General features: G+C 60.3%; 11 protein-coding genes. 4 read left to right on the top strand and 7 right to left on the bottom strand.

Annotated elements, in window-relative coordinates:
- Positions 1-36 precede the first annotated feature (36 nt).
- The 3 genes from PL640_RS09345 to PL640_RS09335 are packed head-to-tail and all read left to right on the top strand — an operon-like array spanning position 37 to position 3,424.
- Positions 37-387 (top strand): DUF3088 domain-containing protein, encoded by a 351-nt coding sequence (locus PL640_RS09345; protein ID WP_142843646.1) that lies wholly within the window; start codon positions 37-39, stop codon positions 385-387.
- A 40-nt stretch (positions 388-427) separates the two neighbouring features.
- Positions 428-2,023 carry an ABC transporter substrate-binding protein gene (locus tag PL640_RS09340; RefSeq protein WP_271361616.1) on the top strand — a complete coding sequence of 532 codons (1,596 nt, stop codon included), beginning with the start codon at positions 428-430 and terminating at the stop codon, positions 2,021-2,023.
- Between the two features lie 48 nt (positions 2,024-2,071).
- Positions 2,072-3,424 (top strand): LLM class flavin-dependent oxidoreductase, encoded by a 1,353-nt coding sequence (locus tag PL640_RS09335; protein WP_271361614.1) that lies wholly within the window; start codon positions 2,072-2,074, stop codon positions 3,422-3,424.
- Between the two features lie 16 nt (positions 3,425-3,440).
- Here the strand turns inward: PL640_RS09335 and PL640_RS09330 are convergent, their stop codons facing one another.
- From PL640_RS09330 to PL640_RS09300, 7 genes are all read right to left on the bottom strand, one after another.
- Positions 3,441-4,412: a LysR substrate-binding domain-containing protein gene (locus PL640_RS09330; protein WP_271361613.1), complete on the bottom strand. Its 972-nt coding sequence runs from the start codon at positions 4,410-4,412 to the stop codon at positions 3,441-3,443.
- A 37-nt stretch (positions 4,413-4,449) separates the two neighbouring features.
- Complete coding sequence (locus tag PL640_RS09325) at positions 4,450-5,688, bottom strand: acyl-CoA dehydrogenase family protein (protein ID WP_271361612.1); 1,239 nt, start codon at positions 5,686-5,688, stop codon at positions 4,450-4,452.
- A 70-nt stretch (positions 5,689-5,758) separates the two neighbouring features.
- A complete protein-coding gene (locus PL640_RS09320; protein WP_065117474.1) occupies positions 5,759-6,814 on the bottom strand; it encodes an aldo/keto reductase in 1,056 nt (351 codons plus the stop codon).
- 18 nt (positions 6,815-6,832) lie between these two features.
- Positions 6,833-7,768, bottom strand: coding sequence for an ABC transporter ATP-binding protein (locus tag PL640_RS09315; protein WP_110757841.1), 936 nt, complete (start codon positions 7,766-7,768; stop codon positions 6,833-6,835).
- Entirely contained in the window at positions 7,746-8,744 is a 999-nt protein-coding gene (locus PL640_RS09310; protein ID WP_271361609.1) for an ABC transporter ATP-binding protein, read from the bottom strand. Before PL640_RS09310 ends, PL640_RS09315 begins: the two co-directional genes overlap by 23 nt.
- Positions 8,741-9,736: an ABC transporter permease gene (locus tag PL640_RS09305; RefSeq protein ID WP_065117477.1), complete on the bottom strand. Its 996-nt coding sequence runs from the start codon at positions 9,734-9,736 to the stop codon at positions 8,741-8,743. The genes PL640_RS09310 and PL640_RS09305 overlap by 4 nt, the downstream gene beginning before the upstream one ends.
- A complete protein-coding gene (locus PL640_RS09300; RefSeq protein ID WP_065117478.1) occupies positions 9,733-10,722 on the bottom strand; it encodes an ABC transporter permease in 990 nt (329 codons plus the stop codon). The genes PL640_RS09305 and PL640_RS09300 overlap by 4 nt, the downstream gene beginning before the upstream one ends.
- Positions 10,723-10,992: 270 nt before the next feature.
- Here PL640_RS09300 and PL640_RS09295 point away from each other — a divergent pair, with 270 nt between their 5' ends.
- Positions 10,993-12,600 carry an ABC transporter substrate-binding protein gene (locus tag PL640_RS09295; protein ID WP_080819236.1) on the top strand — a complete coding sequence of 536 codons (1,608 nt, stop codon included), beginning with the start codon at positions 10,993-10,995 and terminating at the stop codon, positions 12,598-12,600.
- The last annotated feature ends 62 nt before the right edge of the window (positions 12,601-12,662 follow it).

Below are 12,662 nucleotides of genomic sequence, written 5' to 3'. Positions count from 1 at the left end.
GCTGCCTGCACTGTGAACTGGAAATCTCACCCTCACATGATGGATGCCATGGCCAAGGACACGCTTTTTCTGATCTCCCCCGGTTTTGAAGACCCCAAGCACCCGGGTGTCCGCTTCGTCTGCCCGCATTGTAACCAGATCGAGGGCCTGCTTGCCGCCTTTCCAGACCTTGCTGGGCAGATCGATATCCGCCGTGTCGGTTTTCAGCGCCCGCGTGAGGCCGTCATCGCCGCCGTGGGTGAAGAAAACCAGTCGCTGCCGCTGTTCGTCTTTGCCGGCGAGGCGCCCGCTGACGCCGCGGCAAAGGGTGATACGCACTTCATTCAGGACACCAAACGCATTTTGCAAATTCTCGCCGAGCGCCACGGGTTCCCGCAGTTGCATTGAGTTGCCGCTCCCGCACATCGGATTTTTTTCGGAGACAGACATGACCATTTCCAGACGCCAGTTTCATAAGATTGCACTTGCTGCCGGCGCATTCGTGGCGCTTCCGGGCGGTTCTTTCGCCGCTGCCGAAGAGCCCGTTTCGGGCGGCACGCTGAAGATCGTATATTTCCCTGAACCGACCCAGCTCGTGGCCATCAATACCAGTGCGGGCGGCCCGCAGTTCATCGGCTCAAAGATTTATGATGGGCTTTTGACCTATGATTACGAGCTGTCGCCCCAGCCAAGTCTTGCTAGGGAATGGAGCGTTTCGGCCGACGGGCTGGAATATGTCTTCCATCTGCAGCCGAATGCGAAATTCCATGACGGCAAACCGGTGACATCGGCGGATGTGGAATTTTCCATCCTTCGGCTGAAAGAGGCGCATCCGCGCGGCCGGGCGACGTTCTCGAACGTTGAAAGCGTCGATATATCAGATCCGCTGGTTGCGAAGGTGAAGCTTTCCAAGCCGGCGCCGGGCCTGATCACTGCGCTCGCCTCGTCGGAATCGCCAATCGTGCCGAAGCATATCTTCGAGACCTTCAAGCCGACAGATAATCCGAAGCCCGCCCAGATCATCGGCAGCGGTCCCTTCGTGCTGAAGGAATGGGTGCCGGGCAGTCATATCCTGCTGGAGAAAAACGCCGATTATTGGGACGCGCCGCGCCCCCATCTCGACCGCGTCATCATCCGCCTCATCAACGATGCGGGCGCCCGTGCTGCCGCACTGGAAACCGGCGAAGGGGATATTGGCCCCAACCCGGTCGCGCTTGCCGATCTGGAACGTCTGAAATCCATTCCGACGCTTAAGGTGGATGACCGCATCTATGCCTATGCCGGCCAGCAGAACCAGCTGGTGATTAACCTTGAGAACGAATATCTCAAGGAATTGAAGGTCAGACAGGCCATCGCCCATGCCATCGACGTTCCGGCGCTCATCGATACCGTGCTTTACGGTTATGCCGTGCCGTCGCCGACGCCGATCAGCCCCGGCCTTGCGAAGTTCCACAATGCGGATATCGGTTTTGCCAAGTTCGACGTTGCGCAGGCGGAGAAATTGCTGGATGAGGCAGGCTTTCCGCGCAAGGACGGCGGCAAGCGCTTCAAGCTGCGTGTCACCACCAACCCGTTCAATCCGCAGACCTATTCGGATTTCATCGCGCAGGCGCTGTCGAAAATCGGCATCGAGGCGGATATCCAGAAATTCGATTTCGGCACTTATGTGAAGGTTGTCTATACCGACCGCGCCTGGGACCTTTCGGTGGAATCCCTCTCCAACACTTTCGATCCAACTGCAGGTGTGCAGCGTGTCTACTGGAGCAAGAACTTCAAGATCGGCCTGCCCTTCTCCAATGCCAGCCATTACGCCAATCCGGAAGTGGACCGGCTGCTGGAAGCGGCGGCAATAGAGCCGGATATCGAAAAGCGTGCGGCTTTCTTCAAGGAATTTCAGGCCGTTGTCGCCAGGGATCTTCCCGTCATCAATCTCGTCTCTCCCATCCAGCCGGTCGTCGGCAGCGTGCGCATAAAGGACTACGCGACCGGCGCAGAGGGGCTGAGCGGCAATCTCGCCAAAGCCTGGGTGACGAAGGAGGCGTGAGCCTCCTTCGGTTTCAAACCGCATCAGAGCGAATAAGAGGTCATTTCCATGAGCAGAAAATCCGAAAAGCTGGTTCTCAATGCCTTCATCTATCCTGGCGGACATCATGAGGCGGCATGGCGGCATCCGGATTCGGAGCCCCATCGCGTCACCGATATAAAGCTCTATCAGGATATCGCCCGCAAGGCCGAAGCGGCGAAGCTGGATGCCATCTTCTTTGCCGATGCGCCGGTGCTGGATGCCAATATCCGCTATGCCGCCCGCCATCGGCTGGAGCCGATCACCATGCTGGCGGCCCTCGCCGCCGTCACCGAAAAGATCGGTTTCATCGCCACGGCCTCCACCACCTATTACGAGCCCTACAATCTCGCGCGGCTGTTTGCGTCCGTGGATCATATCAGCGGCGGCCGGGTGGGCTGGAACATCGTCACGACCTCGGCGGATGCTGCGGCCGGTAACTTCAATCTCCAGAAGCATCCGCCGCATGCCGACCGTTACCGTCAGGCCATCGAGTTCGTCGATGTGGTGACGAAGCTCTGGGACAGCTGGGAAGACGATGCCATCGTCGCCGACAAGGAAAGCGGTCTGTTTGCCGAGACAGACCGCATCCACCCCGCCAATCACGATGGCGAATTTTATCGGGTGCGGGGCGCGCTCAACGTGCCGCGTTCACCCCAGGGCCGGCCGGTCTATGTGCAGGCAGGCTCCTCGGAGGAGGGCCGTGGTTTTGCGGCTCACTATGCTGAGGCAATCTTTACCGCGCATCAGACTCTGGAGAGTGCGCGGTCTTTTTATTCTGACATCAAGAGACGTGTTGCCGCCACGGGGCGTAACCCCGCCCATGTGAAAATCCTGCCGGGCATCAGCCCCTTCATCGCCTCCACCGAAGAGGAGGCGCGCAAGCTCGAGGCCTCCTTCAACGATCTCATCCAGCCGGCCTTTTCGCTCGGGCAATTGCAGCGCATGACAGGCATAGACCTGTCATCGGCCGATCTTGACCGGCCGCTGCCAATAGAGGCCGTCGAGGCGACACGCGCGCAGGCGGATAGCAGCCGCCATCAGCTGGTCCTCGATGTCATCGACCGGGAAAACCCGACGATCCGGCAATTGCTGCACCGGCTCGCCGGCGGGCGCGGCCACAAGGTGATTTCCGGAACGCCGGAACAGGTGGCAGACTGGATAGAGACCTGGTTCCGCGAAGGCGCAGCCGATGGTTTCAACATCATGCCGCCATGGCTGAATGGCGGGTTCGATATCTTCGTGGATGAGGTGGTGCCGATCCTGAAGCGGCGTGGCCTGTTCCGTGAGGATTACGAAGGCGATACGCTGCGCGACCATTATGGCCTGCCACGGCCGGATAACATCTACGCGGCCAGAGAGTTGCAAAGGGAACGCGCCTGAGGTGGGACGGGCGTGTTCAGGCGGCGGCTTCGAGGGAGCGTATATCCTCGCGCAACAGAGCGAGTAGAGATGCGACCTCCGGCAGCCGCCGCCTGTCAGGACTGGTCAGCAGGTGGTAACGGCTTGCAGTCGGCTGTGGTGAGCCGAAGGGGGCGATAAGACGGCCGTTTTTCAGCTCTTCCGAAATTAGCGAGTGGCGCGCGAGGCCGATGCCATGGCCGGATAAGATTGCTTCTATCAGCGCCGTCTGGCGCGAAAAACGTGGGCCGGTTGCCGAAAGCCGGAGCGGAATGCGGCAGGCGCGCAGCCAATTCGCCCATTCGAAGGCGGCGTCGAGGCCATTGCCGCGCAACATCGCAAAGCCGAGATTTCGCAATTGGGCGGGCTCGCCTGCAAGCTCATGGCGGGCTGCGAACTGCGGAGTGCAGACAGCGCTAACGGTATCGGCGAAAAGCGGCTCGTGAAGAAAGCCCGGAATTTGCGCGTGGGTGGCGACGATGGCGCAATCAGCATCAAAATGGGTGAGATCGACAGTTTCACCCTCGATGGATTCGATCGAAAGCTCGACGTCTCCGAGGGCCGGAACGATGCTGCCCAGCCGCGGCGCCAGCCAGCGTGCGGCAAAGCAACCTTCCGCCAGAACCTTCAACTGCGGTCGTGCGTTCGAAACCATCAGGTCGGAAAGACTGCCGATCATGGTCTCGAAAGCATCGGCAAGGCCGGGATAAAGCGCGCTGCCGGCATCCGTCAGCAGCAATTCACCGCGCTGGCGGCTGAAAAGCGGCTGGCCGAGATGGGTTTCGAGAATACGGACCTGCTGGCCGATGGCGGCGGTGGAGACATGCAATTCCTCCGCCGCCCGCGAGAAGCTCGCATGGCGGGCGGCCACGACAAAGGCGCGCAAGGCGGTCAGCGGCGGCAGCCTGGAAAGTGTGGGCAGGCGAAAAGCTGCCCGGCTCGCGGCGGGAGTGACAAACTCCGTTCTCATTGCTGTTCCTCCTTTGCCGCCTGCATCTTCCGCATGGTCAGAACACCCGGCCTTCCCTGAGATGCGTCGTGGTGCCATTGAGGTAATAGTCACCAATCACCCGCGCCTTGTGGGCAAGCGGATTGTGATTGTAGACCGTGCGGATGTTGCGCCAGTGGCGGTCGAAATTGCGGTCGCTCGATGTCGCCGAACCGCCGCCGAGTTCATAGAGGTTGGTGGCGACGGTTAGCGAAAGCTGCGAGGCGATGATCTGGGTGCGGGCGGTGGCGAGCGAGCCTTCCAGCAGGGCTGCCTCAATGGCCTCTTCATCACCATTTGCAAAGGCGGCAGCTGTTCTGTCGAGCGTTCGGGCCGCTTCGCGAATGAGCGTCTTGACGGCGAAAGCGCCGGCACTGATTTCACCCAGCATCTTCTGCACGAAGGGATCCTGATTGGCGGTTTCCGCAGCGCTGTGAAGCGTGGTGCGCGCCTGGCGCAAAACATATTCCACACCGTCATTAAGCGCGCCCTGAACGGCGCCGGCAGCAGACGCGGCGAGATGCAGCTGCCGCATGGCCGAGCTGTGGCGGCCGATCTGGGTGCCGAGCCTGCGGGTCGTCAGCTCATGCGGCAGCACCTCGACATTTTCAAGCAACACGCCGCCGCTTGCCGTCATGCGCTGGCCCATGCTGTCCCAGTCGTCGAGAATGGTGATGCCGGTGCGATCAAGCGGAATGAGCACGCCGATCGGCTGCTCGTCATCGCCAATGGCGCTGAAGGTGCCGAAATCGGCAAAGGCTGTGCCGGTCGCATACCATTTGCGGCCGTTCAGCCGGTAGCGATCGCCATCGGCACTTAGCCGCGTGGTGATTTCGCCGGGGCGTTTGGTGCCCTGTTCGGTGCTGGCGCCCGCAAAGAGCTTGCCGGCAAGGACATGTTCAAGATGCCGCCGGTCCTCCAGCTCGATGGGTGCAAGGGCGAGATTTTCGGTGAAATTGAAATGGCTGCGAAGCGCGTGCGGAATATTGCTGTCGGCTTCGCCGAGGATCATCAGCACTTCGATGTAGTCGGCAATCGAGCCGCCCGGTCCGCCCTTGGCTTCGGGGACACGCAGCGTGCCGATCTTTGCCTCCTTGATAAGGGCGAAGATATCGAAGGGCAGTTCCCGTTGACGCTCGCGGCGGGCGGCATCCCGGGCTGCGATAGCCGCAATGTCCTTTGCCCGGGCCAGGATTTCGTCACGGCTCGGCACGCCGGAATTATTGGTGGTGGTTGTCTGTGGTTTCGGATTGGACATTGCGGTTTTCCCGTGAGCGGATGTGATAGCCTGCGGCACAATCGCGCCGCAGGCATGTTCGTCTGGACGATCAGGCGACCGCGCGCGGCTTGAGCGCCGGGCGGTGTGCGGCCTCGAGATTGCGCGGCACGCGGCCTTCGACGGGATGGCTCGGATCGTTGAAACCGGGTGTCGAGGGATGGCCTGTTGTCACAAGGCTGTCGACCAGTGCTTCATCTTCGGCATCGATTTTCACATCGAGGGCGCGGATATAGCCATTCCAGTGCTCTTCGGTGCGCGGGCCGGTGATGGCGGCGGTGACGAACTTGTTGTTCAGCACCCAGGCGAGCGCGAAATCCGCCGCCGAAACGCCCTTTGAAGCGGCATGGGCCGCGACCTTCTGGGCGATTTCAACCGATTCCGGGCGCCATTCCGTTTCCAGAACGCGCTTGTCGCCACGGCCAACGCGGGTATCGGCACCCGGCTGTTCGCCCGGCTGATATTTGCCGGTCAGTACGCCGCGTGCGAGCGGCGAATAGGACACGACACCAAGGCCATAATGATTGGCCGCCGGCAGCTGCTCGGCTTCGGCCGTGCGGTTGACGATGTTGTAGAGCGGCTGGCTGGCAACCGGCCGGTCGATGCCGAGCTGGTCGGCCAGATGCGAAATTTCAGCAATGCGCCAGCCGCGGAAGTTCGAAACGCCGAAATAGCGCAGCTTGCCGGCGCGGATGAGATCGGCGATGGCGCGCACCGGCTCTTCCAGCGGCGCATCGAAGACGGCGCGGTGGAAATAGAGGATGTCGATATAATCAGTGTTAAGGCGGCGCAGCGAATTCTCGACGGTCTCGATCACCCATTTGCGCGAATGGCCGCCAAGGTTCGGGCCCTTGGTATGGGAATTGACGAATTTCGTCGCCAGAACCCAGTGATCGCGCGTGGACTTGATGCCGCGGCCAACGACCTCTTCCGACTTGCCGTCGTGATAGACATCGGCTGTATCGATGAAGTTGATGCCCTGTTCGCGTGCCTTGTCGATGATGCGGAAGGCCACGTCATCCGGTGTCGGGCCTCCGAACATCATCGTGCCGAGGCTTAGCGGTGAAACTTTCAGCGCGCTGCGTCCGAGATAGCGATAGTCGACCATTATGGTTGCTCCTTTAAGTTATTGGGCATGGTGGCAGGCCACGGCGTGGTTCTTGCCGAAAAGGGTGTAATCCGGCGCTTTTTCGCGACAGAGATCGGTGGCGAGCGGGCAGCGTGTGTGAAACCGGCAGCCGGATGGCGGATCGTGCGGGCTCGGCAGATCGCCGGAAATGGGCGCGGCCTGCTTGCGGCGCGCGGGATCCGGAACGGCAGCGAGAAGGGCGCGAGTATAAGGATGCTTCGGAGAAGCCCAAAGTTCCGATGTCGGTGCGCTTTCGACGATCTTGCCGAGATACATGACCAGCACGCGGTCGGAGAAATAACGCACCACGGACAGATCATGCGAGACGAAGAGATAGGACAGCGAAAGCCGCTTTTTCATCTCCACCAGAAGATTGAGGATCTGCGCCTGTATCGACAGATCGAGCGCCGAGACCGGCTCGTCGCAGACCACCAGTTCCGGTTCCAGAACCAGTGCGCGGGCAATGCCGATGCGCTGGCGCTGACCGCCGGAAAATTCATGCGGATAACGGTCGAGCGAATCCGCCGGCAGGCCGACCTGCGCGACGATGGCTTCAACAATCTCCCGCTGGCGCGCCCGGTCGCCGATGCCGTGCACTTTCAGCGGCCCGGTAAGGATGGTGCGCACCGTCTGTCGCGGATTGAGGGAGGCGAAGGGATCCTGAAAGATCATCTGGATGCGGCGGCGTATGCCGCGCAGCTGCGAAGGCGTCATTGCCGTCACATCGGCGCCCTTGAAGGTGATCCTGCCGGATGACGGTTCGACCAGACGCATCAGCGACTTGCCGAGCGAGGATTTGCCGCAGCCGGATTCGCCCACCAGTGCCACGGTTTCGCCCGCCTCGATATCGAGCGAGACGTCATCGACGGCGCGCACGGTTCCGCGTCCGCCCGTATAGTGGGTGGAAAGACTATGCACTGACAAGAGCGTCATTGGACACCTCCTGGGATGTGGGGGATACGAAGGGGCAGGCGGCGTAGCGGCCTTCCGAAATCGGCCTTAGCGGTGGCACGAACTGCCCGCAGAAACCACGGGCGCTCGGACAGCGTGGCCGGAAGGCGCAACCGCGTTCCCCCGTGGCGGAAACGATGGAGCCGGGAATTTCGATGAGCGGCCCGTCGCGATAATGCTGGCCGTCTTCCGCGCGCGGCGAGGCGGCAAGCAGGCCGCGTGTATAGGGATGGTAGGGGTTGGAGAAAACCGGTTCCGGCAGCCCTTCTTCCACTTTACGGCCGGCATACATGACCATCACCCGGTCCGCCCATTGCGCCACGATGCCGAGATCGTGGGTGATAAGGATGACCGCCATGTTGAGATCGCGGCGCAGATTGTCGAGCAGTTGCAGGATCTGCGCCTGTATCGTCACGTCAAGAGCCGTCGTCGCCTCGTCGGCGATCAGGAGTTTCGGATTGCAGGCAACGCCGATGGCGATCATCACACGCTGGCGCATGCCGCCGGAAAGCTGGTGCGGATAATCATCCACCCGGCGGCTGGCATCGGGGATGTTGACGAGGTCCAGCAGTTCGATGGCGCGTTTGCGCGCCTGATGCCGGTCGATCTTCTCATGGATGCGCAGCACCTCGATGATTTGCTCGCCGACCGTCAGAACGGGGTTGAGCGAGGTCATCGGCTCCTGAAAGATCATGCCGATATCCCGGCCGCGAATGCCGCGCCATTGCCGCTCGGAAAGCGGCAGCAGATCGCGGCCCTCGAGCAGAACCCGGCCGCCGGTCTTGGCGTGGGAGGGCAGGAGGCCGATCAGGCCAAGCGCGGTCAGGGATTTGCCGGAGCCGCTTTCGCCGACAATGGCGAGCATTTCGCCGGGGCTGACATCGAAACTGACGCCTTTGACCGGCTGGGTTGAGCCGAAGCTGACGGAGAGATCATGGACTTCGATCAGTTTGCTCATCGGCGTTCCTCCGAAAAGCGGGGGTTGAGCGCATCGTTGAGGCCATCGCTGATGAGGTTCAGCGAAATGACGGTGAAGACAATGGCAAGGCCGGGAAGGGCAGTCAGATACCAGGCCGTGCGGATGACATCACGGCCGGAACCGATCATCGAACCCCAGGAGACACGGTTGGGATCGCCAAGCCCCATGAAGGACAGCGCTGCTTCCATGAGGATCGCTCCCGCCACCATGACCGAGGAGGTGACGATGATCGGTGGCAGCGCATTGGGCAGGATTTCCTGAAAAACGATGCGGGCATGGCCATAACCGAGGCTACGCGCGGCGAGCACATAGTCCTTTTCGCGGATGGCGCGGAATTCCGCACGGGTAAGACGCGCAACGAGCGGCCAGGTGATGATGCCGATGGCCGACGTGACCGTGGTGACAGACGGCTGGGCGATGGCGACGAGCACCACCAGCAGCACGAAATTGGGCAAGGTCTGGAAGATTTCGATCAGCTTGACGAGGATATCATCAATGACGCCACCGAAATAACCGGCGAAGGCGCCAACCGCGATGCCGATGGTGAGGCCGATCAGCGTTGCCACGACACCGACGGTGAGCGAAATGCGCGCGCCATGCACGATGCCGGCCAGAACATCCCGGCCCATGGAATCAGTGCCGAGCGGATAGGCCGCGTTCTGGCCCGGCCACAGGAACGGGCGGGCCACCATTTCCAGGGGATCGCCGGGATAGATTAACGGGGCGATCAGTGCGGTGACGATGACGGTGGCGAGAAACAGCAACCCGACGATGGCATTGGGATTGGTGAGGAAGATTTTCAGTTCGCGCCGCAGTCCACGTCGCGGCACGGAGACGGAGCGGGCCGAAAGCGCATCCGGCGCATGAATATAAGGCCAGGCCTTTTCTTCCGGCTTTTTCGGTTTGGGATTGGTCTCTTCAGCGCCAAGTTCGGCCGTGTTGAGAACCGCTGTTGTGTGGGATGAGTTCATCGGCTTTCTCCGATGCGGGGGTCAAGCCATGCCTGCAACAGGTCCACGGCCGCATTGACGATGATGACGACGAGGGAGGAGAGAAGCAGAATGCCGAGCAGCACGCTGAAATCCCGCGCCATCACGGCTTCGAAGGCCAGGCGGCCAAGGCCCGGCCAGCTGAAGACGGTTTCAACCACAACGGCGCCGCCGAGAAGGCCGCCAATATGCATGCCGGCCATGGTGGTGATAGGGATGAGCGCGTTGCGCAGGATATGGCGTGTGGTGAGCCTGATTGGCGAAACGCCCTTGGCGCGCGCCGTGCGCACATAGTCCTGGGATTTCACTTCCAGCATCGCCGCGCGGGTCAGGCGGGCATAAATGGCCAGAAAATAAAGCGCCAGCGACAGGGCAGGGAGCACGATGTAACGCAGCCTGTCGAGAAAGGCTGAAAACCCGGTAAGGCTGCTGCCAATGGTGCTGTCGCCGCCGGACGGAAGCCAGCCGAGCTTGACGGAAAAGGTCAGGATCAGCATCAGGCCGATCCAGAAACCCGGTACGGAATAAAAGATCAGTGAGCCAATCGAAATGATCCGGTCCGGCAGCTTGCCGGAAAAAAGCGCCATGATAGAGCCGAGGAACACGCCGACGAAGATTGCGATACCAAGGGCTGCGCCCATCAGCGCAAGCGTGCCGGGCAGGCGCTGGCCGATAAGGTCTGCCACCGGCATGCCGTATCGCGGCGAAAAACCAAGGCTGAACTGGGCCAGATTGCCGAGATAGTTCATCAGCTGATGCAGAACCGGCAAATCCAGTCCGAAGCGGGAGCGGATTTCCGCCATGGTCTCGACGGTTGCCGAACCCGCTTCCGCCGCCAGGACATCGGCGGCATCACCCGGCGCCAGCTGCAGCAGGAAGAAGTTCAGGATGACGATACCGAGAACCGTCGGAATGGCCTGAATGGCCACCCGTCTTGCCTGCGATAAAATCCGTTTCGAATTCGACATCGGCTCCAGTCCGTAAGCGTGGGAAACATAAAATCAGCCTCGAAAGGCGTGAGCATTAGTTGACTAATTTTATGGAATTTGTCAAAGAGTAATAGAATTATTTTCTGAGATTTACGGAAATATGCGCCATAAAGAAAAGATAATTCCTAATTATGAGAATGGTTGGTTCTTCATGCCAAACTCACTCTCCTCTGCGGAACAAACTTCTTCCTAAGCGCGACCGTTCAGTTTGCCGGTTTTTCGCCGGTTCAATCAAGGAGAGGGTATCGCATGACTATTTTCAACCAGACGACGCGGCGAGGATTCCTGCTGGCGTCGGTGGCGCTTGGCGTGGTGTCTTTGCCGGGGCTGAAGCTCCTCGCGGCGGAGCCGGCAAGTGGTGGCACGGCCACCCTGCTCATCTCATCGGAACCGCCGGTGCTGACGACGATCGCGCATACGGCCTATAATTCCGTCTATATATCGCCAAAGGTTACCGAAGGTCTGCTGACCTATGATTTCGATCTCAATCCCAAGCCGCTGTTGGCCAAATCATGGGATGTGAGTGCAGATGGCCTGCGTTATACCTTCAAGCTGAGGCCCGGCGTAAAGTGGCATGACGGCAAGCCCTTCACTTCCGCCGATGTGGCTTTCTCCATCAATACCATCAAGGAAGTGCATCCGCGCGGCCGTAATACATTCCTGAACCTCACAAGCGTCGAGACGCCTGATGAGTTGACGGCGGTTCTGGTTCTTTCCAAACCAGCGCCATACCTGATAACGGCGCTCGCCGCCGCCGAAACGCCCATCGTGCCGAAACATCTCTATGAAGGTACGAAAGTCACCGAAAACCCGGTCAATCTCGCCCCCATCGGCACCGGCCCGTTCAAGTTCAAGGAGTGGGTGCGCGGCAGCCATATCGTTTTCGAGCGCAATGCCGATTATTGGGATGCGCCGCGCCCCTATCTCGACAAGCTGATCGTCCGCTTCATTCCCGACGCTTCCGCCCGCGCGATTGCCATTGAAACCGGCGAGATCGATCTCGCCCCCAGCACGCCGGTCGCCTATAGCGATCTCGACCGCTTGAAAGAGCTTCCGAGCCTCGGTTTTGAGACAAACGGCTATCAATATTCGAATTCCGTCAGCCGCGTGGAGTTCAATCTCGAAAAGGATGTGTTCAAGGATGTGCGCGTCCGTCGCGCCTTCGCGCATGTGATCGACCGCAACGTCATCTTCAACACCGTTAATTACGGTTACGGCGCGACCATCACCGGGCCGATCAATCCGAAGCTGACGAAATGGTTCGTGGATGATCTGAAGACCTATCCGATCGATCTGAAGGCCGCCGAAGCGCTTCTCGATGAGGCCGGATACAAGCGCGGTGCAGATGGCATCCGTTTCAAGCTCAATCTGGATTACGTGCCCAGCACCGAAGCCTATCCGCGCGGCGCGGATTATATTCGCCAGGCGCTGGCGAAAGTCGGCGTCGATGTCACAGTGCGCACGCAGGATTTCGCCACCTATACCAAGCGCATCTACACGGATCGCGATTTCGATTTTGCCTATGAGGGCATGAGCAATCTCTTCGATCCGACCGTCGGCGTGCAGCGGCTTTATTGGTCGAAGAACTTCAAGAAGGGCGTGCCTTTCTCCAATGGTGCGGCCTACAGCAATCCGAAGGTGGATGCGCTTCTTGAAGCCGCCGCCATCGAGATCGATCCGGACAAGCGCGTCGCGCAATGGAAGGAAATCCAGCAGATTCTCGTTGAAGACGTTCCTGCAATCGACATCGTCGCAGCACCAGAAATTACCATCTTCAACAAGCGTATCGCCGATCACACCATCGGTGCCGAAGGTGTGGCGGGAAGCCTCGCCTTCGCGCATATCGCCGCATCCTGATCGTTTCACCAGACCCGGCCCCTTTGCTGCGGGCCGGGACTTTTCCCTTTCATCGAGGACAA

The sequence above is a fragment of the Agrobacterium sp. ST15.16.024 genome, from assembly GCF_027956545.1.
Lineage (GTDB): Bacteria > Pseudomonadota > Alphaproteobacteria > Rhizobiales > Rhizobiaceae > Agrobacterium > Agrobacterium cucumeris.
This window is presented reverse-complemented; position numbering and strand designations above follow the sequence as displayed.

What these genes read in the sequence shown, in the direction of transcription:
- PL640_RS09300 (WP_065117478.1), bottom strand. Translation starts at nt 10,722, where the DNA reads ATGTCGAATTCGAAACGGATTTTATCGCAGGCAAGACGGGTGGCCATT.
- PL640_RS09345 (WP_142843646.1), top strand. Translation starts at nt 37, where the DNA reads ATGATGGATGCCATGGCCAAGGACACGCTTTTTCTGATCTCCCCCGGT.
- PL640_RS09305 (WP_065117477.1), bottom strand. Translation starts at nt 9,736, where the DNA reads ATGAACTCATCCCACACAACAGCGGTTCTCAACACGGCCGAACTTGGC.
- PL640_RS09335 (WP_271361614.1), top strand. Translation starts at nt 2,072, where the DNA reads ATGAGCAGAAAATCCGAAAAGCTGGTTCTCAATGCCTTCATCTATCCT.
- PL640_RS09325 (WP_271361612.1), bottom strand. Translation starts at nt 5,688, where the DNA reads ATGTCCAATCCGAAACCACAGACAACCACCACCAATAATTCCGGCGTG.
- PL640_RS09330 (WP_271361613.1), bottom strand. Translation starts at nt 4,412, where the DNA reads ATGAGAACGGAGTTTGTCACTCCCGCCGCGAGCCGGGCAGCTTTTCGC.
- PL640_RS09340 (WP_271361616.1), top strand. Translation starts at nt 428, where the DNA reads ATGACCATTTCCAGACGCCAGTTTCATAAGATTGCACTTGCTGCCGGC.
- PL640_RS09315 (WP_110757841.1), bottom strand. Translation starts at nt 7,768, where the DNA reads ATGACGCTCTTGTCAGTGCATAGTCTTTCCACCCACTATACGGGCGGA.
- PL640_RS09310 (WP_271361609.1), bottom strand. Translation starts at nt 8,744, where the DNA reads ATGAGCAAACTGATCGAAGTCCATGATCTCTCCGTCAGCTTCGGCTCA.
- PL640_RS09295 (WP_080819236.1), top strand. Translation starts at nt 10,993, where the DNA reads ATGACTATTTTCAACCAGACGACGCGGCGAGGATTCCTGCTGGCGTCG.
- PL640_RS09320 (WP_065117474.1), bottom strand. Translation starts at nt 6,814, where the DNA reads ATGGTCGACTATCGCTATCTCGGACGCAGCGCGCTGAAAGTTTCACCG.